Here is a 26,417-nt window from a genome sequence, read left to right on the forward strand (position 1 = left end):
TCACTCAGGCTTGCTACATATGTTTTCGGATTAGAGTCGTAGATATAAATAATGGATTAGGAGTGGAGACCATATGGTTGATATTACAGCAATAGGTGAAGTACTGATTGATTTTACTCCGGCAGGCTTGTCTGAGAAGGGGGAGCAGTTATTTGAATGCAATCCCGGCGGAGCGCCTGCCAATGTGGTTGTTGTTCTATCAAAGCTTGGGAAATCCACAGCATTTATCGGTAAAGTGGGTGAAGATCAGTTTGGAGAGTATCTTACTCAAGTCTTGCAGGGGAATGGTGTAGATACCAAGGGTTTAGTGAAGGAGAAGAATGCCAGTACAACGCTTGCTTTTGTTCATCTGAAAGAAGATGGCGACCGTACATTCAGTTTTATCCGTAACCCGGGTGCTGATATGCTTCTTGGAAATGATGATATTGAACTGGAACATATTAAGGGTTCAAGAATCTTTCATTTCGGATCTGTATCAATGACCCATGAACCTTCTGCAAATGCAACGTTAACAACATGCATATATGCAAAAGAGAATGGAGCTCTGATATCCTTCGACCCCAATCTGAGACCTGCGCTTTGGCAGGATTTGGAGGAAGCGAAGTCCAGAATCAAAGAAGGGCTTGCTCTAGCAGATATTGTTAAAATTTCCGAGGAAGAACTTGAGTTTATTACGGGTCTTACCGATCTGCAAGAGGGTACCCGTCAGATTCAGTCGCAATTCAAGGTGAAAGTGATCCTTGTGACTAAGGCTGAAAAAGGGTGCTTCGTCCGGTTCGGCTCCGGATCTAAATGGGCGGATGTGCCGGGCTTCAAAGTTCATACGGTTGACACTACCGGAGCAGGAGATGCTTTTCTTGGCGGGTTCCTCTATCAGTTGCTCGAGAGAGGGTGCAGTATTGAGCAGATCAGGGATCAGGATTGGGTCCCGATTATAAGCTTCGCTAATGCAGTGGGGGCTTTGGTTACAACACAAAAGGGAGCCATTCCGGCAATTCCCACCTATCGGCAGGCTGCAGAATTAGCTCAATCGGTCGGTACTGATTTGTCCAAAGAAACATACCGGCCCCAATTCCATTATTCTGCGCCGGCTATGTGGCTAAATGATCCGAATGGTATGGTCTTTTTTGAAGGAGAGTACCATTTGATGTATCAGTATCATCCCGGAAGCACCGTATGGGGTCCTATGCACTGGGGACATGCGGTAAGCAAGGATTTGGTGAAATGGGAAACACTTCCTGTAGCCATGTCTCCGGATCACAACGGGGCCATTTTCTCTGGAAGCGCAGTTATGGATTGGAACGATACCAGCGGATTCTTTGATGGCGGGTCTGGCCTGGTGGCTGTATTCACCCATGCGGATATATACCCGGATTCAGACAGACCGCGACAGCGCCAAAGCCTGGCGTACAGTAAGGATAAAGGCAGAAGCTGGACACTCTATTCCGGAAATCCGATTCTGAGTGATACCGAAATTACCGATTTTCGTGATCCCAAGGTCTTCTGGATGGATGAAGCTGGCGTCTGGATTATGGTTCTTGCGTGTGGAGATCATATCCGCTTTTATCGTTCCGCTAACTTGAAGGATTGGGATCTTGCCAGCGAATTCGGTAAGACAGACGGTGCACACTACGGGGTGTGGGAATGTCCTGATTTATTTGAGTTATCCATCGACGGGTCTGCTTCAAAAAGATGGGTGCTGTTAGTGAGTATCGGAGACAATCCGGATTATCCGGAAGGCTCCAAAACCCAATATTTCATTGGAAGCTTCGATGGCATGGAATTTATAAATGACAATACTCCAGATACCGTGCTTTGGTTGGATGAGGGAAGAGATAATTATGCCGCAGTATCCTGGTCAGATATTCCGGAGGAAGACGGACGACGCGTAATTATCGGATGGATGAACAACTGGAAATATGCCAATCAGGTACCAACCGCTTCCTGGAGAGGCGCCATGACCCTCCCTCGCTCACTATCACTGACCAACCGGAATGGGGACGTAATTCTATCGCAAATGCCTGTTCAGGAGATAGAAAAGCTGCGGAAAGAGACGCACTCATGGAGTGATGTAGCAGTAACAAGTGAGAACCCGTTAATTCACGAGACTGACGGAGATCTACTCGAGATTGAGGTGGAGCTTGATACCCACACCGGAAACGAGATTCATATCAAATTAAAATCCTCCGGACAGTGTGAAACGATTATTGGTTATGATCCTGAGCGGAAGTGGTTGTTTATCGACCGTTCGAAGTCAGGTCTCACTGATTTCAATCCGTCATTTGCATGCAAGCACGGCGCTAGATTGGTGCCGGAAAATGGAAACATCAAGTTGCGTATCTGGGTGGATCGTAGTGTGGTCGAAGTGTTTGCAAATGATGGGATAGTTGCGCTGTCTGACCAATTTTTCCCTATTGATCCAATTAACAAAGTGTTGATAGCTACAGAGTCGGGGAGCGCCGGGCTAAATTCACTTCATATCCATAACCTTAGTTCTATTCATAAGCCCGAAGGCAGCACAGAGCAGATATTAGGGAGTGTTAGTGTATGAGCGGAATAATTGATAATCAAGGTTTACTGATGTATTGGGCCTTTGATGAAGGAACCGGAGCAGCTGCTCTGGAGAGTGTATCCGGAACCGAGGATGATGTACAGTACATCTTTAACCAAGCGGAGTTCACCGAATCTTGTACTCCGCCGTGGAGACAGGGAGTGTTGGGAAATGGACTTTTCTTCGATGGTTACTCAACATATATCGCCCATCCTGTCCACGGGGAAGAGCATAACGGAGAGCCGGAATTTCTATCGGCTCTCAGCATTGGAGTTTGGGTTGCCCCGCGCACGTATGAATGGGGATATGAAAGCAAGCTCGCAGCTATCGTGAACCAGCACAATATGGATAATAAACAGGGCTTCCTGCTTGGCATGTTCCGTCACGGCTCCTGGTCCTTCCAAATCGGACTTGAGGGAGGAGAATGGGCAGAGATCTGGTCTCCAGACGGGTGTGAATTGCCGAAGAATGAGTGGTCTTATCTAAATGCTGTATTCAATGGCGACGATGGGGAAATTAAGCTGTTTCTCAACGGTAGAGTAATCGCTTCGTCTGCTGTGCCCCGCGGTTCCCGTATAGCCGCAGCGGACACGGATCTGCTTATTGGCAAGAACAATCACAGCAGTAAGCTTATCGAAGTGTTCAACCTTCATATGTTCGGCGGGATCATGGATGAGTTGAAGATTTATAACCGGGCCTTGAGCAATGAGGAGGCTGCCGCTTCTTATCAGGAAGTTTTGGATTCCGCACATGGAGGCGTCCGGCCGCAGTTGAACTATGACGACATCAAGCTGGATCGTACACCTTTGCTGACGGACCGGCACAGACCGCAATATCATGTCAGCCCGCCGGCACATTGGATGAACGAGCCTCATGCGCCAATATATTTTGAAGGGCAGTATCATTTGTTCTATCAGCACAACCCGCAAGGACCGTACTTTCACCATATCCATTGGGGACATTGGGTGAGTGAAGATCTGGTACATTGGCGTGATCTTCCTGTGGCCCTGTCACCAGAGAAGGATCAGCTTGCCCCGGACGGAATCTGGTCGGGAAGCGCGGCCTATGATGCGGACGGACTTCCTGCCTTGTTCTTTACAGCAGGTAATGACAGTGCTTCGCCGAATCAGAGTGTGGCGCTTGCCCGTAGCACTTACCCGCAGGATGGAGACCCGGAGCTGATAACGTGGATTAAACATCCGGAGCCGCTTATCGTTCAGAAGCAGGGAATGGGCGCATTCGGAGATTTCCGTGATCCGTTCGTATGGAAGGATGAAAAGGGCTGGTATGCCCTGGTCGGGTCGGGAATTGAAGGTGAAGGCGGGGCAGCGCTGGCATTTGCCTCAGAGGATATGCTGAATTGGACGTATAAAGGGCCTTTTTTTGAAGCGGATATTCAGAAGTTTCCTTATCTTGGGCCCATCTGGGAGCTTCCTGTACTACTTCCCTTAGGCCCTGACAAGCAGGGGGACAACAAGCATCTATTGCTGGTTAGTCCTGTGGGAAAAGGTGCCGATGTTGAGGTCTTCTATTGGATCGGGCAGCTCGATCAGGACAATCTTTCATTTATCCCTGATCAGGAAGAACCGCAATTGATAGATGTCGGTGATTTTCATTTCACCGGTCCGAGCGGCATGGTGGATCCGAAGACCGGCCGGAATATTGTCTTTACAATTGCACAGGGCGACCGTACATCGGAGCTTGAATACCAATCGGGTTGGGCTCATAACGGCGGTCTGCCGTTAAGCGTGTATTTGCGGGAGGATGGACGGCTGGGCATCGAGCCGATTCAGGAGCTGCAATCGCTGCGGGGCGAGAAACGGTTATCGATCTGGGACAAGTCATTGGCTGAAGCTAATGTCCTGCTGGGGGATGTACAAGGCGACATGCTTGAAATTCAAGTGGAGCTGGAGCCGGGCAATGCCGGACAACTCGGAATCAAGGTCCGGTGTACACCGGATGGAGAAGAAGAAACGCTGCTGTATTACGATTTCAATGAAGCTAAGCTCCTGGTCGACCGCACGAAAACAACACTGCATCCGGGTGAAAAGTGTAGGGGGATTCAAGGGGGCAAGCTGGAATTGTTAGGAGAGAATCTAAAGCTGCATATTTATTTGGACCGCTCCATGGTCGAAGCCTATGCCAACGGTTTGAAAAGCCTGACGACCCGGGTATATCCAAGCCGTAAGGATGCATTAGGGCTTGAGCTCTGGGGGGACGGTAAGCCATTGGTGAAGTCTATGGAAATATGGGATATGCAATCCATATGGTAACGTGAGCGCCTAGGCGCTCCTTACTATACCATAGGGGTAATGTAACTAACACTTAAGCCACTTAGCACTCCTCGGGATGGAAACGCTTCATTCACGCCTCTCTTACTTCATGACTATGCATCCTTGTATACGGAGAGTCATTTCAAAATTACGTATGAATGATTTCATGAATAAGAAATGATGAAGGAGGCTCGTTGATGAGAGAAGCCAAAAGAAACAAAGCATGGATCTCCAGAATGGTTGCAGGGGTGATGGTTCTTCAGCTTGTAGCTCCCGGAATCTCGGCTGCAGCCGAAGCTGGAGTGGGTACCCGGGAGGCGTTCACCCTTAAGGCTGACGCAGGATTGTCGGTTACGGATGCGGTCTATCCTAATCCTAAGGCTGACGAGGGGTTGTCAGTTACGGATACAGTCTATCAAATCCAGAATCCGGGATTTGAAACCGGGGATATGATGGGCTGGACTGTGGTCAATGGTGAAGCGTTCGGTCCGGACAGTGTATCGGACGAAACCACTTGGTGGGCGGAACAAATCCCATACAATCAGGAAGGTGCTTATCATCTAAACGGCTGGAAGCATGACGAGGCTGCTACCGGCGTGCTTCGTTCCAGCACTTTCGAGCTGGGAGGCAGCGGCTGGGTCAGCTTCAAGCTAGGTGGCGCGAAAAATCCAAACACAGCATATGTAAATATCGCGGAAGCCCAGACAGGTCAAGTGATTGCCCGGTATGGTAATAGCGCTTTCGCGGACGTTGGTTTCCCGAATCCCGCACAGGGCCTGCGGCTTGCCAATATGGAGCAATATAAGGCAGATCTTTCCGAATATCTAGGCACGAAGCTGTACGTGGAGATCGTCGATAATGCAACGGCGGACTGGGGAGTGGTATTTGCGGATGCGTTCTTCGTGTACCATGAATCCGAGCCTGCGGAAGGCATTGTTGCCACGGATATTAAGCCGGATATTGAATTAACCAGTCCCTATGAAGTCGAAAATCCAGGCTTTGAAAGCGGGGATATGTCAGGCTGGACGGTTGTCAGAGGACAAGCGTTCGGTCAGGACAGTGTATCGGACGAAGCCACCTGGTGGGCGGAACAAATTCCGTACAACCAGGAAGGGGCCTTTCATCTGAACGGCTGGAAGCATGACGAGGCTGCGACCGGTGTGCTTCGTTCCAGTACCTTCGAGCTGAGCGGCAGCGGCTGGATCAGCTTCAAGCTTGGTGGTGCCAAAAATCCAAACAAGGCCTATATAAATGTCGTGGAGGCTGAATCGGGACAAGTCATTGCCCGGTATGGTAATAGCGCCTTCGCTGACGTGGGTTTCCCAAATCCCGCACAGGGCTTACGGCTTGCCAATATGGAGCAATATAAGGCGGATCTTTCCGAATATTTGGGCAAAAAGCTGTATGTGGAGATCGTCGACAACGCAACCACGGATTGGGGCGTGATCTTTGCGGACGCTTTCTTCATGTACCATGAAGCCGAGCCGGCTGAAGGAATTGCCGCCACGGATATCAAGCCGGATTTCAAACGCTATCAAATTGAGAATCCCAGCTTTGAAACCGGGAACTTAACAGGCTGGACGGTTGAAGAAGGAGAAGCGTTTGGTCCGAACAGCGTGTCGGACGAAACCACCTTTTGGGTTGAACAAATCCCGTATAACCAGGAAGGCACTTATCATTTAAACGGATTGAAGTATAACGAGACTGCGACAGGTAAGCTTCGTTCCAGCACCTTCGAGCTGGGCGGAACTGGCTGGATTACCTTCAGACTGGGCGGAGGCAAGCATACGGATCAAGTGTATGTGAACGTCGTCAATGCCGATACAGGGGACATGATTGCCAGGTACGGCAACACCGAATTTAACGAGTCCGGGTTCCCGGATCCGGCACAGGGCCTGCGGCTCGCAAATATGGAGCATTATAAGGCTGATCTATCTAAGTATATCGGCAAGAAGCTATATGTGGAGATCGTCGATAATGGGTACGCGGATTGGGGAGTAATCTTTGCGGACGCCTTCCACACCTTCAATGAACTCGTACCGGAAGAAGGAGTCATGGCGGATAACATTATGCCGACTGAAATCCAGAATCCCGGCTTTGAAACCGGAAACTTAGAGAGCTGGACCGCCCAGGATAACGCTTTTCAAGTGAACAATGATGCTCAGGCCGGTAAAGAAGGTAACTATTATGCCAAATCCTCCTTGGAAGGACAGGGCTCGATTACCTCCAATATCTTTACGCTTCGCGGGACCGGGACGATTAACTTCACTGTTTTAGACATCGTTAATCCGCAGGAAGCCTACGTGGCATTATATGATGCCGGCACTAACACGCTGCTTGAGAAGACCGGGAACGTCAGTGCGAATGAGAAGATATCCTGGAAAATGCAGAAGCACTACAATAAGAGGCTTTATATCAAGGTTATCGATCAATCCAATCAAGCCCGTATTTCCGTTGACGCTTTTCAAGCGAATAATACAGGAACCATTTTCTACATGAGCCTTGATGAAGGCGCAGGAAAAAAGGCGCTTGAGGAAGTAAGCAATCTTGAGCATGATGTAAACTATGTATTTAATGACGCCAGATACATGGACTCCAAAGATCCAAGATGGACTCCGCGCGGAGTAAAAGGCGGGGCTTTGCTCTTCGATGGATACTCAAATGATATTGAGGTTGACGCAAAGGATGCCGTTCCTGTAAGTGACGCGTTAACGCTTGAAGCCTGGGTTGCCCCGCGCAGCTACGAGTGGGGAGACGGAAACAAGCTGTCTGCTATCGTGAACCAGTCCGATCAGGATAAGACGGAAGGATTCGCTTTGGGGATGTACCGCCACGGTACATGGTCGATGCAGGTCGGGATCGGCGGACAGTGGATACAGGTATGGGTCAAGGACCATCCGCTCGAAAAATACAAATGGAATTACGTTGCAGCTACGTTCGACAAAAAGGACGGAATCATTAAATTATATCTAAATGGTCAGGAAGTAGCTTCTCAGGCAACTCCTGTCAACGTTCCGGTTACACCTTCTACGGAAAAGCTGATTATCGGAAAAAACAATAGATCTGCAGAGTTTGCAGGATTGTTCTCCTACAATATGTTCAGCGGACTTATCGATGAAGTGAAACTGCAGAACAAAGCGCTTACGGGTCAGGAGATCCTTGCTGAATACGAGACTGTAAAGTCGCTTCACGGCGGCTCGGTTCCTGAGATTCCAAATGGCGATATTGATGAGGACCCAAGTGTATTTGACGGTGATCAGCACCGTCCGCAGTACCATGCGATGCCTCCGCAAAACTGGATGAATGAAGCGCATGCACCGATTTATTATAACGGCCAGTATCATTTATTTTATCAGCATAACCCGCAAGGTCCATTCTGGCATCAAATCCACTGGGGACATTGGGTGAGTGACGATATGGTGCATTGGAAGAATGTGAGGCCTGCACTTGCGCCGGAAGCGGGTACTCTTGACCCGGATGGTGCATGGTCTGGCAGCGCAGCTTATGACCGTGACGGCAATCCGGTGCTCTTCTATACTGCCGGCAATGACGCTTTGTCACCCAATCAAAGAACAGGCCTGGCGACTCCGGCAGATCTGTCGGACCCGAGTTTGGAGCAATGGGTGAAATATCCTGAGCCGGTGACGGAGCAGAACGGAAACGGCATCCATAATGAGTTCCGTGACCCTTTTGTATGGTATGACCAAGAGACAGATAAGTGGTATCAGCTGGTGACATCCGGCCTTCAAGACTTCAGCAGCGGTACAGCTCTGGTGTATGTGTCTGACGATATGTACAACTGGGAGTATAAGGGGCCTTTATACGTTAGTGACAGAAATCTTTATCCGGAGCTCGGTACGGTATGGGAACTGCCGGTATTATTGCCGCTGGGTGAGGATAGTACAGGACAACAAAAATACATTTTCATGGTTAATCCCCATGAGAAGCCGGAGCAGGTTCCTCCAGCTGATGATGTGCTAAGAGATGTTGAAGTCTTTTACTGGATTGGAACCTGGGATAGAGATAACTTCAAGTTTATACCTGATCAGGACGCACCCACCAAAATGGATGTGGGAGATGGATATTTAACCGCCGAGAGCGGAATGGTTACACCTGACGGAAGAACGGTCGTATACTCCATGGTGCAAAACGTAAGAACTCCGCAGGCTGAATATCAGGCTGGATGGGCTCATAATCTGGCACTGCCAGTTTCCCTGAGCCTGGATGAACACGATGAACTTCGCATTGAGCCCATTGAAGAATTGCAGAGTCTCCGGGGAGATAAGGTAGTTGATTTCACGGACGAAAATTTGGCTGCCGCCAATCAATTAATCCATAATGTCAAAGGTGACATGCTGGAGATTGTGATGGAAATTGATCCGGGTGAAGCACAGAAATTCGGTCTCAAAGTGCGTCGCTCCGATAACGGCCAGGAGGAAACACTGATTTACTATGACAAGACGAACGGGACCTTCAATGTGGACCGGACCAAGAGCAGCATTGATCCGGATGTACGCGTAGACGGGATTCAAGGCGGAGCCGTGGATCTGGACGGAGAGAATCTGAAGCTGCATATTTTCCTTGACCGTTCGGTTGTTGAAGCCTTTGCCAATGATAAGAAAAAGCTGACAACCAGAGTCTATGTAGGCCGATACGATTCCTTGGGCCTGCAGGTTTGGGCTGATAACGATATTACGGTCAAGTCCATGGAAGTATGGAATATGAATGCTTTGACGGGTGAACCGGCTGCTCCGGTCGATGTGCCTGACAACTGGGACAATTCGGTGTATACCGATATTACGGAGCTGCCAAACCATGATTTTGCTACAGGAGACCTAACAGGCTGGATTACTGAAGGAGACGCCTTCCAGGATGTCCATGTGACCGATACCAAGTTCTTCTGGGACACGATCTACTTCAATCCGTCGCATAAAATTCCGGGCGGTTATCATTTGTGGGGCTTTAACGAAGAAGCCGGAGGTGACAGCTTAACGGGAACGCTGAAATCACAGAATTTCGTCCTTGGCGGGAACGGCAAGCTCAATTTCCTGGTTAGCGGCGGGCGTGATATCGATAAGCTGTATGTTGCGCTAGTCCGGGCATCGGACGGCAAAGAGCTGTTTAAAGAGACTGCCACGAATTATGAGGAGTATCAGCGGAAGATCTGGGATGCTTCGCAGTATATCGGCGAGGAGCTCTACATTAAGGTAGTCGACCAATCTACAGGCGGGTTCGGACATATTAATGTTGATGATTTCAATGTACCGGTTAAGGTGCAGAATGGGGTGAATCCGAATAACCCGACCGACCCAACTGACCCTGCCGGTCCACCTGACCCAACCGGTCCAAGTGAACCAGCCAACCCGACTGACACAGCCGTTCCAAGCAGTCCTCCGGGTAAACCGGTGGTTCCGGCAAGCAAGCCGGAGAGTCAGAATAGCCTGTTATTCGAGTTGGGAAAAGGCGAGCGACAGGTACTATTCCCTGCGACTCTGGCAGCCAATGACGGTAAGAATGCGCTGAAGATCAAGCATGCAGATGTGGAGATTGAAGTTCCCGCAGAAGTATTGAAGGATTTACAGGCAATGGTTACGGGCAGTGAGCTTGGGCAGGCGAAGATCTCTTTTGAAATGGAACCTTTAACTTCAGAGCAGAGCAAAGAGCTGGTTGGGCAAATTGGACAAAGAAATCAGGCAGCCATTTCAGTGGCTGGAGAGATCTACGAATTCAAATTGTCTATTGTAAAGCCCGACGGAACGAAGCTGACGCTTGAGAAGTTCTCCAAACCCATCACAATCAGATTGGTCGCACAGGGGGATTCCCGCCAAGATATAACAGGCATTTATTACATCCCAGATGACGGCAGACTGGAATATATGGGTGGAACCTATGCGGACGGTAAATGGACGGCAAAGGTGAGTCATTTCAGCAAGTTTGCCGTCCTAACTTATGATAAATCTTTTGAAGATGTGAATGCCTCTTATTGGGCCTATGACGTAATCAAAAGAATGGCTGCAAAGCAAATTATCATGGGTGTGAGTGAGACGGAATTCGCTCCGAAGCAAAAGGTAAGCAGAGCGGAGTTCGCTTCCCTGATCACCCGGGCACTTGGAATAACAGGGACGAGCTTAACCGCATTCAAGGATGTAGAACCTGAGCATTGGTATGCTTCTTCTATTGCCGCAGCATACGAAGCGGGGATTGTAACGGGAAGAAGCACAGATACCTTTGCACCTGAGGAAACGATAAGCCGTGAAGAAATGGCATCCATGATCAACAAGGCGTATCTGTTCCATACAGGACAGAATCCTGTCTTCGGTCAAAGGAGTAAATTCAAAGATGCTGGTACGATTAGTGCATGGGCTGTAGATGCAGTGGCTGCCTTACAGGAGCTCGGATTAGTTACCGGGCGCGGCAACCAGTTATTCATGCCACATGAAACGGTAAATCGTGCGGAAAGCGCGCAAATCATCTCGCTGTTGCTGGATAAAGTCAATAAATAATGGCTAAGGGAAAGCCGGGGAGGCAAGGTGATGTCCGCCTTCGCCATGACTCCGGCTTTCTCTAATTTTTACCGAGTATCATCATACTTAAGAAGGAGTTTACACAGCATGGCTGAAATGGAACGAGAACAGAAGCGTTATACGTATAGAGACCTTGTGAGTAGACTATATGATCTTGAAGCACTAGCGATTCCGCCGCAGGCAGGCGAGAAGTCCGGCTGTTTCTCCAGCTTTGACCGCAGATCTGTTTATAATGCCGAGACGGGTCTATACGAGGATTGGGGAGCTAACGATGACGGGGGAGGTTTCATCCGTAAGGAAGATGAGAGCATTGTCGCCATGGAATTGGATGGTCCTGGTGTGATCTGGAGATTCTGGTCAGCGCTTCCCAAGGAGGGGCACATACGGATCTACATCGATCATTCGGACATCCCTGTGATTGATCAGCCCTTCCAGGATTATTTTGACAGATTTAATCAGGAGGATGCCCCATCCAACTTTCCTAATCTGGCGCCTACACTATCACGCGGAAGAAACTGTTTTATCCCCATCCCCTTTCAAGAGCACTGCAAGGTGCTTCTGGACAAAGGCTGGGGTGCTTATTATCACATCACCTATACCACATTCCCTTCCAATGTCCAAGTGCCTTCTTTTGAAGGTAGGGTCGACAAGGAGTCGGCAATTGCACTTGCTGAAGCAGACCGGATTTTACAGCAAAGGGGAACCCAATATTTTAAAAATGCAGAAGGAGCCTCTAACGAGAGTGTTACAGTAACCGTAAATGTTCCGGCAGGCGGCAAAGCCGTACTGTTTGACAAACAAGGGGCCGGAGCTCTTTCTATGATCCGTATTAGAACAGATATTGGAAGGAAGAGCGAGGAACAGCAGCAAAGCTTGGCCAGACAATTAGCTATTTCAATGAAATGGGATAATGAAGAACATCCTTCTGTATGGGCGCCTTTAGGTGATTTTTTCGGCAGTGCGCCGGGGATTAAGCCATACCGTTCTTTGCCTCTTGGAATGAATGAACATGAAATGTACAGTTATTGGTACATGCCGTTCTCAGAATCCGCAAGGATTGAAATTGAAAATGACGGAACGGAACCATACGAGATAACGGCTGAATTCCAATATACATCTTTAATGAAATCCACTGCGGATAATCTCTTGCGGTTTCATGCCAAATGGCACCGGGATGAGTTTCTGAATCTTGATACTGAACGCTTTGCGGAAGGAGGCGATCGTTGGCCGGATTGGCCACTATTGCTTACCCAAAGCCGAGGGAGATTCTGCGGTGTTCATCTTCACGTATACAACACCTGGGAGCAACCGGAAGAGGAAGCGGAGACATGGTGGTATGGGATAGGAGATCAGAAAACTATTGACTGGTGGTGGGGCGAAGGAGACGAGAAGTTTTTTGTGGATGGCGAAACCTTTCCTTCCACTTTTGGAACGGGTAGCGAGGACTATATTGGTTATGCCTGGGCAGCAGAGCCACCCTTTCCCATGTTCGATAGCGCCTTTGCCAGTCAGCCCTTTGTTGAACTGGATGCGAATGGACACACCTCCGTTAACCGGTTTCAAATTTGCGACAATGTTCCCTTCATGAACTCCTTTGAAGGCTATATTGAGAAATATAAAGGGAATCAGTGGGGCCTTAATAACCAGTGTTTGTATGCCGCCACCGTGTACTGGTATCAGGATCGGGGCACAAGCGATGCTTATATGCCGGTTTCATTAAATGAACGCTTAGCCACTTAGAATAACGGGAGGAATTACTAATGAAAGAATTTTTTTATCGTCCGGATAACGCTTGGGTAGGGGATGTCATCCCCTATTATGAAGACGGAGAGTTTAAGCTATTTTATCTGCACGGGTGGAGAGACAACTACCGGGAAGGTCTCGATCATGGCTGGCATTTGCTTGGCACGAAAGATTTCGTGAACTATAGGGAAGATGGAGCTTGCAAAATTGAAGGCGGGACCGGCCATATTCTCAAAGTGGATGATGTCTATCATATGTTTTACTGTATCTTTCCAGAAGGGAAGCAGTTCGCCTGCCATGCGATCAGCAAGGATATGAAAACATGGGAGCCGATTCCCGAAGATACTTTTGGTCCGGACGGCGAAATTTATGAGCTGGCGGACTGGCGTGATCCCTTTGTATTCTGGAATGAAGAAGAAGGCCAATACTGGATGCTGATCGCTGCCCTGGCGAAAGGACCGACTAGCCGGAAAGGCTGCACCGGTCTGCTGTCGTCCAAGGATCTCAAGCATTGGGAGTACCGGGAACCGCTATATGCACCGAACCTGCATGTAGGCGCACATGAGTGCCCGGACTTGTTCCGGATGGGAGACTGGTGGTACCTGATCTACTCTTCATATACAGGGCGTTTCGGCACCTTTTACCGGATGAGCCGTTCCTTGAACGGACCGTGGATTACACCGCAGGAAGAAGCCTTTGATGGACGGGCTTATTATGCCGCCAAGTCGGTATCCGATGGGCAGAAACGTTATCTGTTCGGCTGGAATCCGACGAAGGATGACGATCTGTTCGGCTGGAACCCGCCCAAAGCTACAGGCAAAGACTATGACACCTGGGATTGGGGCGGCAATATGATTGTGCATGAAATTGTACAACGCCAAGACGGAACACTAGGCGTGAATGTCCCTGAAAGCGTTGATTCTGCTTTTGCCAAGCAGGTGCCTGTGGACTTCCATGGAGTCGCCGGAGACTGGTCGATCACGGACGATGTGCTGCTCTGTGAATCTCCTTATGCTTTTGCAGGTTGTATCACACAGGAGGAGCTGCCCGATCAGTGCAAGATTTCTACAGCCGTTCGTTTCTCGGGGGCGACCCAGGGGCTGGGGTTCATGCTTCGGGCCGGAGAAAGTCTTGATTTTGCCTACTATATCACGCTGGAGCCCCAGCGCAGCCGAATTACCTTCCGTGGGCCAATTATGCAATCTGAAGAGGGAGGTAAAACCTTCCCTTATGATGTGGAGCTGGAACGTCCGCTGAAGCTGCTGCCGGAACAGGAATTTGAGCTGAAGGTGTTTATTGACGGCACGATTTGCGAAATTTATGTCGGCGGGGAAGTGGCGATGAGTGCCAGAATGTACGACATTCAGCAAGGAAAGCTTGCCGCATTCGTTAGCCAGGGTGCAGCGGAGTTTAAAAAGGTCAAAATAGAAACTCTCTAGGAGGTTTCATAAACAAGCCATAGGCTGCCCGCATCTGATAACGGGCAGCCTCCTGTTTTTTCGCTAATGCGCAGTCTCCCTCTTTATCCTCAGCTTAATGGAATTCGTATTTCGACCAAGTGTTCACTTTCATTATTCACAATAAAGCTACTAATGATTGCAGTCATGACAATATCCCCTCTTATAGTCAGCTTATGAACAGCAATATACTCTCTGATATTTGTGAAGACATGAATGAGTTTGTCGTTTTCACCTTTGTGGTAGGCGACAATGCAGTTGCCGAGGGGATATTCTTCAACATTAGCATCACCTCGAAAATCCTTTTCAAGAGGCAAGATAACCTTATCAATGTACTGATCATTAGCTGTATACAAGTATTTTTCATTATAAATAAAGGTTAGTCCGTGGTTATGACCGATCTCCGAGTAATTGGGGAAACTGGCTATTACTTCTTGTAATTTGGCCTCGAAATCAAACCAGTCACTGACGGTTTGGCAGTCTCCGATAACCCCTCGGATAGAGCTGCATTCTTTAATCTCAATTTCATTCTTATGCTTTTCGAAATAGCCGCTTTTTTCCTCGATCGTATCTAAAATATTTGCAAATCGCTTCGATACGGTTTGCATCTTGGCGATTCTTTCCTCAAAATGATTTTGCTGAATTCTAAGTTCTCGCATGGCTTCATTCAGTCTTGTTATTTCCCTGAATTGCTTAGCCTCATCCAGCGATAATCCAATCAATTTGAGAAACTTAATATGGTCAACTTCAAGAAATTGCTCTTCAGAATAATAACGATAGCCATTCTGTTCATTGATGAGATCAGGAGACAATATGCCGATATGGTCATAATACCTGAGGGTTTGTGCATCAATTCTCTTAATTTTTGCAAGTTCTCCTATCTTGAACATTTTTTTCAAGTATTATGCCCCCTATTCTGGAAGATCCAAATTATATCGAAAGATGGTTAAAGGTCTATTGACCTTATAGTTACTATAAGGATTATTCTATAAATGATCAAGGCAAAAGTGGTTTGGTCGAACGGTTGTCTGCCTTGAAATGATGAATATTGAATAGGAGGGTTTAATTTAATATGAAACAAAATCTAATCGCGCACTGGAGCTTTGATGAAGGAAAGGGGAATCGGATAAGAGAGCACTGTACTGGAAGGGAGGACAATATTCACTACATATTTAATGAAGCGAAGTATAAACCTTCTAGTGACCCACTCTGGGTAAAGGGGTTAAAAGGAAATGCCCTTCTGTTCGATGGATATTCGACTTGGATTTCCGCACCGGCCGATACCCGTGCATTCAAATCAATAACGATTGAGTGCTGGATTGCACCTCGTTCGTATGAGCATGGGGACGGAGGAAGACTATCCGCAATTGTTAACCAACATGACAGGGAGACGAAGAGTGGATTTGTGCTGGGGCTGTTTCGTCATAGTTCATGGTCCTTCCAGATTGGGACTGGCGATATGTGGTATGAGGTCTGGTCAGTGTCAGATCCAATTCCAAGAGATACATGGTCACATGTCACTGCCGTATTTAATGGGGCTGATGGCAAATTAGCACTCTATTTGAACGGAAAACAGGTTGCTTTGCAAAATATTCCGAAGAACATGGAGATCAAGCTTCCGCCTGTGGAACTACTCATCGGCAAAAATAATAAACCGAGTATATTGCATGGTGTTTTTACAACTAATATGTTTAATGGCATTATCGATGAGCTCCAATTGTACGATGCGCCTTTATCAGTGGAAGAGATCGAAGCCAGCTTTGGGCAACTACCCAACGATCAGCCGGATACGGTTCAGCGCAGAAGCAGATATGATGGAGACAGACATAGGCCGCAATTTCACTTTATTCCGCCAGAGCATTGGATGAATGAGCCGCATGGCCCGATGTACTTCAATGGACAGTATCATATTTTTTACCAGCATAACCCTCAGGGCCCCTACTGGAACCAGATCCATTGGGGACATTCGGTTAGCCCGGATATGCTCCGCTGGCGTGATGTGCCGTTTGCCTTGTCTCCGGAAAAAGGCAATATCGACCCTGATGGATGTTGGTCAGGAGGAACGGCAGTCGATGATGATGGCGTTCCGGTTATCTTCTACGCTGCCGGCGATAAACGAAAGGATCCGGACCAATCTATAGCCATGGCCAGGAGCACGTTCGGAAAGGATGGGGACAATGATCTGGTCGAATGGATCAAGCACCCGGAGTATGTTGCAGTTCTGCCTGAAGGAGTCGGTCTTCCCGGGAATTTCCGTGACCCTTTTGTTTGGAAGGAAGAGGGGACATGGTATATGATTGTGACTTCCGGCATACCAGGAAAAGGCGGCACGGCATTGTTGTATACGTCGGAGAATATGATCGACTGGGTCTATCGTAATCCGCTTTATGTTGGTGATTCAGAAAAATATCCAAAAACAGGAGATGCCTGGGAACTTCCACTCCTGTTCCCTTTTTATAAGACCGATGAAGGTGAACAAAAGCACATCTTCATCGTTAATCCGTGGTTCCTGCACGCAAGTCCTCACTACTGTAAATATATTTTTTATTGGCTTGGCACATGGGACCGGGATCGCCTGATCTTTACTCCTGACGATGAGGAGCCCCAGGTGTTCGATGTTGGAGAGCACTGGATCGGGCCGAGCGGCTTTGTGGATCCAAGCGGAAGAATCATTCTGTTCAGCGTCATTTTTGCAATGAGCCCAAGGATCAGTAATGATCTCGGTTGGTTCGGCAATGCAGGCCTTCCGGTGGAAATCAGTATGCGGCCGGACGGTCGGCCAGGGGTCAAGCCCATTGTGGAGCTTGAGACTTTACGAGGTGCTAAACTGATCGAATTGTCAGATTTCTCGCTCGATATGGCGAATGAACGGCTGAGCGAAATTGAAGGCGATATGCTGGAGATCAAGCTTGAGCTTGAACCCGGCGAGGCCGAACGTTGCGGGATCAAGGTACGCATGTCACCTGACGAGATGGAGGAGACATTGCTGTTCTATGACAAGGAAAGTACAAGCTTCATGGCGGATCGAAACAAGTCGAGCGTGGAACCGGACGTGGAGAAAGGTATTGAAGGCGGTCAGGTAGATTTGGCGGACGGTAATCTTAAACTGCATATATATTTGGATAAATCCATGATCGAGTCTTACATTAATGGAACGAAAAGTCTGACAACACGCATATTCCCGTTCCGACATGATGCACAGGGTCTAAAACTTCTAGGTGATGCGTCGACAGTAGTCAAGTCGCTTGAGATATGGGATATGAACTCTGCATACGACAATTGACCCGAAAGAGAAGTGAACATTCAAGCGCAGTCAGCGGCTTTTGATATTTCTTTATAAAAAAAGGAAAGTGACTATAGTATTTTTAATGTCAACTATATTGTCCATTCTCTGTATTGCTATAAAAATGGTGTATCTTCATTGCAGGTGCCTAATGTATTCGAAACCAGGTGAATTTTTAATATTACGGAATTTGGTGATCAAATATAATCTATCAAAAAATTTGAATTTACTTGACACTATACAACAAAAACTAGAGGATCTTTTAAAGATTGAGACTCAAATAGTAGATGAATTGTTAGAGAAACTAACTTGATTAAGAAGTAGAAAAGCGGAATATTATACAAAGTCAATTTGGTTACATAGGGCGCCCTGGCGCCCTTTACCCCTTAGGTCAGAATATGGAGCCGGCGCTTGCGTTCGACTATGAGACAGAAGGGCAGCTTTTATCCTCCATTGCATACCCTCATGATATCGTTCCTACTCTAAAGGTACAAATAGATGTACTATGTTCATTTATATTGCCTTCTTTGCAAATGGATCACTTGAGCTTATGATGGTTTCAAGGCTAATAACTAGATACAAGCATTGTTATATAATTAGCAAGCTAATGATTATTGCAACCTCATCCCTAAAGGAGACCCATTGAATGAATACTACGCTTGAACTGCTACACAATCATACCTCCGTTCGTTCTTATACCCGTCAACCCCTGACAGACGAACAACGGGATGCAATCTTTAAGGCGGCGAGTCAGACTTCATCTTTCAGCCTTCTGCAGGCTGTTTCCATCATTAGAATTACCGATCCGGCTCTGCGTAAAAAAGTGATGCAGCTCTGTGTCAATCAGCCTTATATTGAAGAAGCGGCTGAGTTTTGGATTTTCTGCTCTGACTTCAACCGGAATCATCAAATTGCCCCGGATGTTGATATTGAGTATACTGAATTTCTTCTGATCGGTTCACTGGACGCCGGGCTGATGGCGCAAAATGCCTTAACCGCAGCAGAATCCATGGGACTTGGCGGCGTATTTATTGGCGGGGTGAAAGCTAATATCAAAGAGTTAACGGAACTATTGAACCTACCTAAGTATGTGATTCCATTGGTGGGACTATGTATAGGTGTCCCGGCTGGAGATAAGCCTGCACTGAAGCCTCGTTTGCCTCAATCCATGGTTTTATTTGAAAACCAGTATCAGCCACCCGATAGAGAGCAATTAGCAGTTTACGATGAAACCATGTTGAAATATTATGAAGGCCGTCCTGTTAAAGCTCCGTTTACCGTGAAAAAAGTAAAAGGATGGAGTGAGCACATACAGGATCATCTCGAAAGAAGTATTCTGCCTGATATGCTGGAATACTTGAACAAGCAGGGATATGCCAACAAGTAAAAGGCCATCAAGTAATGTGGACACCTCAATTTCACCATGTTATAGTTAGTCCGCTAAATACTATACAAGTTGAGGGCAAGCTATGAGTGATAAGGTTGATTGCGATACCCGTCAGTCGTTGGATCTGATTTCTTCCCGGATGCGCCGGGATTACACAAATGCAAACTCGCAAATTTACTTAGCAGGCTAAAGACAATCATGAACAGAAACTTGGGAGGAATCAAAATGAAGTTTGGAATTATAGGTGCAGGGCCAATCGGGTCAAACATCTCTAGGAAATTAGTTGAGAATGGGCATGATGTGAAGATTGCAGATGCTCGCGGGATTGAACATTTGGAAGGTAAAAAACTAACAGGAACATCGGTGAGTGTAGAAGAGGTAATTATTAATATTGATGTTCTGATCATATCCATCCCTTTCCACGCACTGCCTGGCATTCGTAAAGTTGTAGATAAAGCTGGAGAGGGAGTTGTTGTGGTTGACACTTCAAATTATTATCCTCAAATAAGCGGTATAATTGAAGAAATTGAGATCGGGATGGTTGAAAGTGTCTGGGTTTCAAATCAATTAGGCAGACCCATTATTAAAGCCTTCAACAATTTATTAGCCTATACTTTAGAATATGGCGGAACTCCAGAGGGCAGTAGTGGACGTATTGCCACAGCGGTTGCCGGTAATGATCTGCAGCAAAAGCAAAAAGTTATGAGTATAGTAAATGAACTTGGCTTTGATCCGGTAGATAGTGGTTCTCTAAATGAATCATGGAGACAGCAGCCAGGAACTCCTGCATACTGCACAGAACTAACCAAAGAGGAATTATCCTCTGCATTAAAAAAAGCAAATAAACAAAAAGCTCCATTCCTAAGGGACAAAGTGATAGAGAACCTGTCAACAGCTGCAGGAAGATATTCACATGAAGATATTGTTAATTTAAACAGAGAAATATATAGTTAAATTAAGTATTCCAATAGCAGCTCCATTTGCCCTCCGTCCCCGGCATTAGTATAACAAGGGTGTCAGCTCATTTTGAGCTGGGACCCTTGTTTGTTTTTAAGTGCTTTGGCTAACATGTTCTTTTGTTTATGGCGTATCTTTTTGTAAAGATTCGTTGTTGACGATCACTAACTTCCCCCGGAACTTCCCGGTTTCATAATGATCATGTGCTTCGGATATTCCCTGTACAGTAAACGGGAAAATTTCATCCACATGGACTTTAAGTTTATTCTCGCGGACCTGGTGGATGATGGCAGCAAGATCATTGCGGCTAGGCTCTATATAGGCAAACTGGGCTTCGATGCCGCGAATCTTAGGGTGAGCGGCGATCGACGGGTCTACGAGAGAAATTAGCCTGCCGTTGTCCCGCAGAATCCGGATGTTCTTCTGTTCGGTTGCTCCTATTCCTGTATCTGCATCTATAGCTGCGTCTCTCACCATATCCAGCACGATATCTACTGTACCGGCTGCTTCTGCAAAATCAGCCGTCGTGTAGTCAATGACTTCATCTGCCCCAAGGTGCCGCACGAATTCGTGATTATACGCTCTCGCTGTGGCAATAACGTAGGCGCCATGTTGTTTGGCCATTTGAACGGCCAGATGGCCTACGCCGCCTGCGCCTGCATGAATCAGAATCCGCTGGCCGGATTCCAGCTTGCCATACTGGAATAAGGATTGCCAGGCCGACAGAGCAGAAGCCGGCAGGGCGGCAGCTTCCTGGAAGGGAAGCCCGGGCGGAAGGACAACGGCTGAGTTCTCTTCCAGAGCTACGAAGTCTGCGTAGCCGCCGCCCATTCTGGATAGTCCCATGACGCGGTCGCCAATCTTAAGCTGTGACACATTCCTTCCTGTTTCCCTCACTATTCCGGCTACTTCAACGCCCAGCACATGCGGGAACCGGACCTGCATCACCTGCTTGAATGCGCCTGAGCGGACCAGCTGGTCTGCGGAGCTTGCAGTTGTGGCATACACCTCGATAAGCACCTGGGTATCGGTAATGGCGGGGGAAGTGAGAGCCATTTGGGTGAACACTCCGGGATTTCCGTAATTTTGGATAACAATAGCATTCATGACAGAAGCCTCCGATCTCTATGTTTGAACATCTGTTGATTTACGAATAGACGTTCAATATAATGATCGTACCAATGCTGTGTGGCTGCATCAATTGCTAAAATTCCTGAATCCGTTCAGTACTGTACAGAATCGGGAGAAATGTTCAATCAAGAGAACGGGGCCAAGAAGGAGCTGCTTATGGACAGACGGATACGTAAATCGCGGGAAGCTATTATCGAGGCCTTTATCCTGCTGATTGCAGAGAAGAACTTTGAACAAATCACGATAAACGAAATTGCTGAGCGGGCCGATGTAAGCCGGGGCACCGTTTATTTGCATTATACCGACAAATACGATCTGCTGGATCAGTGCATCAGAACCCATTTTGTCCAGTTGATTGACAGCTGCCTGCCATGCGGCGAGCAGGCGCTTTTTCCTACAGAGGCAGCTCTGCTCTACACGTTCCAGTACCTGGATCAGCATGCTTCCTTCTATGCCGCGGCACTCGCCAACAAAGGGGTTCCTGCGTTCAGAAACCGTCTGCAGGCCGTACTGCTGCGGGGGTTCGACAAACAGATGGATATGAGCGGGATTAACCGGAAGATGAATAAGGGAATACTGGTGCAATTTCTGGCGGTGGCGATGACCGGTATGATTGAACAGCTGGTTACCCGGGCTACCCCGTATTCCGCAGCAGAGCTGGCAGAACAAGTGTGGGCGCTGATGGAACGCAATCAGATGGTGCCGCAGCCACAGCCTGTCCATCGTTGAAGCCAGAGCTTGCAAAAGGAAGCCTCAAACAAAGGTATTCATTGGCACAATTACTACATCATTAGACCAAACGTTTCACGGGGAGCAGACGGCACTAAAGTGATCAACGTATGCGTGCCCCCTGTCGTTTAATCAATAGCCGTATGAAGAGGATCGATCTTGTATTCTCTTAAACCAATTAAACTCATGGGTATTATATACTAATTTAGTGGAGGAAAATGTCTTTTTTTTGTAATTATTATTACATAATTGAATTTTAGTGATATAGTGAGATTTATTAAACCATAATTTGGTTATTGAGGAGGTTGGATATGGGCATTTACTATTTTAAATCCGAGTTTACATAGCTGTTTAATTGAATTTTTCGAAGTTTTATCACGGAAATGAAAATAAAAGGAGGAATATTAGATGGTGTTTAAATCTTTCAAAGCATTTACAGCAGTAGTTTTGTCTACAAGTCTATTATTTGTGAGTTTAAGTGCAGGAACAGGAACTACATATGCGAGTTCCTCTATACAAGATGCTGAAAACGTCGCCCCTTCTCGCTCCAATCTTCAGATTATTAATGATAACTTTGATAATTATGAATATACTTTCGATGAGAATGGTGAGTCCTTTAAAATTATTGAACAGATCAGTACTGATTTAAAAGAGGTACACAGTCAAATTTATAAAAAAGACAATCAGGGCGATTACCAACTGGATGAAAATAAAATTACGAATATCAAAACCGATGGAACAGTAGAAATTACTACAACAACCTCTGATGAACAAATTATAAATGAATCCTTTCAACTAGACCTTTCAAGTATAAATGTTGTTAGCAGCAATAAAAACGATTCGTTACTAACAGTTAATGCCAATCCATCTCCGTTAACTGGATGGCAATGGAGCAGAACAGACCAATATTCCAGTCAAATTTACTCTCTTACTATTGCAGCTATTATAGCTGCACTTGGAGCGTATATTCCTGGCGCAACCGCAAGTTTCCTGGCAGCTCTCGCAAATTTAATATATTTAAATAATGTAACGACAGTCTACTATACTGTATATGTCTACTTTAAATATATTGTTGGTACATCACTACCAAGAGCGGAATTGGATAATACTTACGTTTATAGTGACAAGGCCAGAACAAATTTATTAGGCACAACTTCTGTTGAGACATACACTCCGGGATGGGGGCCAGAATGAAGTTCTAATTATTATTCATCTTCAATTATTTAGTCACATTATTTAGGTCACCCAATATAATTTGGATGACCTTTTTTCTAGAAATTTACTTTTGAACTAATGATATAAGTAATTTTTTGAAAAATACATATTATTTAAACTAATTTCATTGGAATAGTGTAATATGTCTATATAGAAATAGGATGACTAAACATAACTTTTCAAATACTGGCTAGAAATGGAGGGGGTTGTTTTATGAACTTACTCAAAATTTTAATAGGGATTGTAAATATTTTAAACTTTTTAACAATTATCTTTCCTAACAAGCTACTATTCATTCTTAGCTTTATAGCGGCGTTAGTGTTGGCTTCAATTGATATATACTTTAAGCCAACCCAAAGGAAAATCTTAATTTATATTTCCTCTGCAGTCCTGTTACTTATTTTATATTTTTCTATATAAAGCCGTTTTTTTAGTTATTACATATCTTCAGGTAAATGGTAGATAGCTCGACGTGGATAATGAAACGTTTTTTAAATGAGGCGTATGCCACGGAATCGGACGTTTCTGAATTATCAAAAAAGACCATGAGCGGTCAGAACTCAGGTCTTCCGTGTAAGACAATCAGAGGGAACAAGTTCTCTGTTCATAGAGATAGAAAAATCGAGCCGGAGGGGCGTAGGCCTCTCCGGCTCGATTTATGATTGCGTAAGCCCGCTCCTGCACCGAGACAGAGAGCGTCGCCTCAGCACTTACAGATCCGGGTCATCTTCTACCTCAATAATCTTATAGCTTATTCCTGCGTTAGCCGCGAGGGGTCACGGAACTCAGCGCCCGGATGGTGATCGGGCAGGCGGGAGGCACCTTTTCCGAATAGACGCTCCCTGAAGGTGCCTTCCTCATATTCCTCTTTAAAAATACCCCGGCGCTGCAATACCGGGACGACCAGCTCGATGAAGTCCTCATAGGAAGCAGGCAGAATGTAAGGCTCCAGATTGAAGCCGTCGAGGTCTGTCTCTTCGATCCAGTATTGCATTTTGTCGGCTACTTCTTCGGGCGTGCCAATCACCGTCAAGCCGCGGAAGCCTTTCTGCAGGAAGTCCTCCGCTACCTCACGGACAGTCTTTTTCGTCTTGCTGTGCTTGGTGAACCGGTCGGTATGGGTCTGACCCATCTCGGTGTGGATATTCTCGAAATAGGAATCGGGATCGAGCTGGGTCAGGTCGATGCCTGTGACATTGGCATAGCTGGACAGCGTCGCTTCTGTACTCTGATAGGAGAGGTACTCCGCATGCTTGCGCTCGGCTTCCTCCCTGGTCCGCCCGACAACGACCGACAGACCCGTGAATACTTTAACGGCCGAAGGGTCGCGGCCATATTCGGCAGCTCTGCGGCGGATGTCGCTGATCTGATCCCGCAGCACTTCAATGGTCGGCGCTTTCAGGAAGATGCCCTCGGCATGCTTGGCAGCGAAAGCGCGGCCCCGGTTCGAGCTGCCCGCCTGAAAGATAACCGGTGTCCGCTGCGGGGAAGGCTCGGTCCCGTGATAGCCGGTAAGCTTGAAGTATTTGCCTTCATGAACGATTTTGTGCACTTTGGCCGGGTCAGTGAATACGCGGTTCTCGCGGTCGACCAGCACGGCATCATCCTCCCAGCTGCCCTCGAACAGCTTGTAGCTGAGGCTCATATATTCATCCGCCATATCATAACGCTCGTCATGGGGCAGGAACAGATCCTCGCGTCCGAACAGGTCAGCAGCAGACTTGTTGCTTGTGGTCACGACATTCCAGCCAATCCGGCCGTTTGTAACATGGTCAAGCGAGGAGAAGCGCCGCGCATTCGAGTAGGGGGCTTCGTAGCTGGTCGAGGTCGTCATCGTGAATGCCAGATTCTTGGTAACCATGGCGAGCGCGGGAATAAGCATCATCGGGTCATTTCCGGGCAAGCCGGTTGCCTCCCGGAAGGCCATCTCCGTCCGCTGCTTCGGGTAGCCGTACGTATCGGCGAAGAACATGAAGTCGAACTTTCCTCTCTCAAGCAGCTGGGCGATGTTCTTCCAGTACTCGATCTTGCTGTAATGGACGCGCTGTTGGTCAGGATGTGCCCAGATCCCCTGGGTAAGATGGTTGACACTGTTGACCTCGAATACGCCGAGATGGATCTTTTTCATGTTAATTCCTGCCTTTCTTGGTGATGGGGTTGGAGGATGGCTCTAAATTAAATGGCATGCGGCCAAATGGCCCTCGGCCGCTTCCCTCTGGACCGGTGTCTCGGTGCGGCACCGGTCCATGGCGTACGGACAGCGGGTATGGAAGGCGCAGCCGGAGGGCGGGTCCAGCGGTGAAGGAAGGTCGCCCTCCAGAATGATGCGCTGGCGCCGTGCTGCCGGGTCCGGTACGGGAACAGCCGAGAGCAGGACTTGTGTGTAAGGATGGAGCGGGTTCGCGAACAGGCTGTCCGTATCCGCCTCCTCAACCAGCTTGCCAAGATACATAATCCCGATGCGGTCGGAGATGTGCCGGACGACAGCAATGTCGTGGGCGATGAACAGATAAGTGAGCTTCAGCTCGGCCTGCAGCCGGCGCATCAGGTTAATGATCTGAGATTGGATAATGACATCGAGTGCGGATACGGGCTCGTCACAGATGACGATCCGCGGATTAAGGATAAGCGCGCGGGCAAGTCCAATCCGCTGCCGTTGTCCGCCGGACAGCTCGTGGGGCAGCCGGTAATAGTGCTCCATCTGCAAGCCAACCGTGTGGAGCATCTCCATCGCATGCAGGGTCCGTTCCTTTGGCGTACCGATGCGGTGAATGGCCAGTGCCTCCTCCAGCGCCTGGCCGATAATCTGGCGGGGATTCAGAGAGGAGAAGGGGTCCTGGAACACCATCTGCAGCTCACGGCGGTAGGTCTGAAACGCTTTGCGCGGCTGCTTGAACAGGTCGACCCCCTGATAGAACGCTTCTCCGTCTGTAGGCTCTGTCAATCGGAGCAGCGACTTGCCCAGCGTGCTCTTGCCGCAGCCGGATTCCCCGACCAGTCCGTACGTCTCTCCTTCCCGGAGGTCAAAGGAGACACCGTCGACAGCCTTGACGACGGACTGGCGGAAGCCTGCCTGATTGGCGGCGGAATAATATTTCTTCAGGCCGTTGACCCGCAGAAGAGGCTCGACCGCTAATTCCCTGTGTTGTATCGTTGTCGTTATCATC

Annotated in this window: 14 protein-coding genes; 10 read left to right on the forward strand and 4 right to left on the reverse strand. The window is 47.7% G+C overall.

Going from position 1 to position 26,417, the window contains the following annotated elements; genetic code table 11:
* Nucleotides 1-73 precede the first annotated feature (73 nt).
* The 5 genes from NSQ73_RS06895 to NSQ73_RS06915 all read left to right on the forward strand — a co-directional run bounded on the left by NSQ73_RS06895 (nucleotide 74) and on the right by NSQ73_RS06915 (nucleotide 14,530).
* Nucleotides 74-2,551, forward strand: a complete 2,478-nt coding sequence (locus tag NSQ73_RS06895; RefSeq protein ID WP_340985854.1) for a PfkB family carbohydrate kinase — start codon at nucleotides 74-76, stop codon at nucleotides 2,549-2,551.
* Entirely contained in the window at nucleotides 2,548-4,824 is a 2,277-nt protein-coding gene (locus NSQ73_RS06900; protein ID WP_340985856.1) for a GH32 C-terminal domain-containing protein, read from the forward strand. The genes NSQ73_RS06895 and NSQ73_RS06900 overlap by 4 nt, the downstream gene beginning before the upstream one ends.
* Before the next feature lie 197 nt (nucleotides 4,825-5,021).
* On the forward strand, nucleotides 5,022-11,327 hold the full coding sequence (locus NSQ73_RS06905; RefSeq protein ID WP_340985858.1) for an S-layer homology domain-containing protein: 6,306 nt from the start codon (nucleotides 5,022-5,024) through the stop codon (nucleotides 11,325-11,327).
* A gap of 108 nt (nucleotides 11,328-11,435) precedes the next feature.
* Nucleotides 11,436-13,088 carry a glycoside hydrolase family 172 protein gene (locus NSQ73_RS06910; RefSeq protein ID WP_340985859.1) on the forward strand — a complete coding sequence of 551 codons (1,653 nt, stop codon included), beginning with the start codon at nucleotides 11,436-11,438 and terminating at the stop codon, nucleotides 13,086-13,088.
* Nucleotides 13,089-13,108: 20 nt separating this feature from the next.
* Nucleotides 13,109-14,530, forward strand: coding sequence for a glycoside hydrolase family 32 protein (locus tag NSQ73_RS06915; protein ID WP_340985860.1), 1,422 nt, complete (start codon nucleotides 13,109-13,111; stop codon nucleotides 14,528-14,530).
* 89 nt (nucleotides 14,531-14,619) lie between these two features.
* Here NSQ73_RS06915 and NSQ73_RS06920 read toward each other — a convergent pair whose 3' ends face one another.
* Nucleotides 14,620-15,438 carry a MerR family transcriptional regulator gene (locus NSQ73_RS06920; protein ID WP_340989215.1) on the reverse strand — a complete coding sequence of 273 codons (819 nt, stop codon included), beginning with the start codon at nucleotides 15,436-15,438 and terminating at the stop codon, nucleotides 14,620-14,622.
* Nucleotides 15,439-15,620: 182 nt separating this feature from the next.
* Here NSQ73_RS06920 and NSQ73_RS06925 point away from each other — a divergent pair, with 182 nt between their 5' ends.
* The 3 genes from NSQ73_RS06925 to NSQ73_RS06935 all read left to right on the forward strand — a co-directional run bounded on the left by NSQ73_RS06925 (nucleotide 15,621) and on the right by NSQ73_RS06935 (nucleotide 20,172).
* Nucleotides 15,621-17,831, forward strand: a complete 2,211-nt coding sequence (locus tag NSQ73_RS06925; RefSeq protein ID WP_340985861.1) for a GH32 C-terminal domain-containing protein — start codon at nucleotides 15,621-15,623, stop codon at nucleotides 17,829-17,831.
* Nucleotides 17,832-18,477: 646 nt separating this feature from the next.
* Nucleotides 18,478-19,218, forward strand: coding sequence for an oxygen-insensitive NADPH nitroreductase (gene nfsA / locus NSQ73_RS06930; protein ID WP_340985862.1), 741 nt, complete (start codon nucleotides 18,478-18,480; stop codon nucleotides 19,216-19,218).
* Between the two features lie 225 nt (nucleotides 19,219-19,443).
* Nucleotides 19,444-20,172: an NADPH-dependent F420 reductase gene (locus tag NSQ73_RS06935; RefSeq protein ID WP_340985864.1), complete on the forward strand. Its 729-nt coding sequence runs from the start codon at nucleotides 19,444-19,446 to the stop codon at nucleotides 20,170-20,172.
* A gap of 126 nt (nucleotides 20,173-20,298) precedes the next feature.
* Here the strand turns inward: NSQ73_RS06935 and NSQ73_RS06940 are convergent, their stop codons facing one another.
* Entirely contained in the window at nucleotides 20,299-21,282 is a 984-nt protein-coding gene (locus NSQ73_RS06940; protein ID WP_340985865.1) for an NADP-dependent oxidoreductase, read from the reverse strand.
* A 141-nt stretch (nucleotides 21,283-21,423) separates the two neighbouring features.
* On the opposite strand from NSQ73_RS06940, the gene NSQ73_RS06945 reads away from it, so the two are divergent.
* Both NSQ73_RS06945 and NSQ73_RS06950 read left to right on the forward strand, forming a co-directional pair.
* Nucleotides 21,424-22,035, forward strand: coding sequence for a TetR/AcrR family transcriptional regulator (locus NSQ73_RS06945; RefSeq protein ID WP_336101995.1), 612 nt, complete (start codon nucleotides 21,424-21,426; stop codon nucleotides 22,033-22,035).
* A 408-nt stretch (nucleotides 22,036-22,443) separates the two neighbouring features.
* On the forward strand, nucleotides 22,444-23,229 hold the full coding sequence (locus NSQ73_RS06950) for a hypothetical protein (protein ID WP_340985866.1): 786 nt from the start codon (nucleotides 22,444-22,446) through the stop codon (nucleotides 23,227-23,229).
* Between the two features lie 772 nt (nucleotides 23,230-24,001).
* On the opposite strand, the gene NSQ73_RS06955 is transcribed toward NSQ73_RS06950, so the two are convergent.
* Together NSQ73_RS06955 and NSQ73_RS06960 are read right to left on the reverse strand one after the other, a co-directional pair.
* Nucleotides 24,002-25,378 carry an LLM class flavin-dependent oxidoreductase gene (locus tag NSQ73_RS06955; RefSeq protein WP_340985867.1) on the reverse strand — a complete coding sequence of 459 codons (1,377 nt, stop codon included), beginning with the start codon at nucleotides 25,376-25,378 and terminating at the stop codon, nucleotides 24,002-24,004.
* 42 nt (nucleotides 25,379-25,420) lie between these two features.
* Nucleotides 25,421-26,416 (reverse strand): ABC transporter ATP-binding protein, encoded by a 996-nt coding sequence (locus tag NSQ73_RS06960; RefSeq protein ID WP_340985868.1) that lies wholly within the window; start codon nucleotides 26,414-26,416, stop codon nucleotides 25,421-25,423.
* Nucleotide 26,417 lies beyond the last annotated feature (1 nt).

The sequence above is a fragment of the Paenibacillus sp. FSL R10-2736 genome, assembly GCF_038000245.1.
In the GTDB taxonomy this organism is placed as follows: domain Bacteria; phylum Bacillota; class Bacilli; order Paenibacillales; family Paenibacillaceae; genus Paenibacillus_AQ; species Paenibacillus_AQ phytohabitans.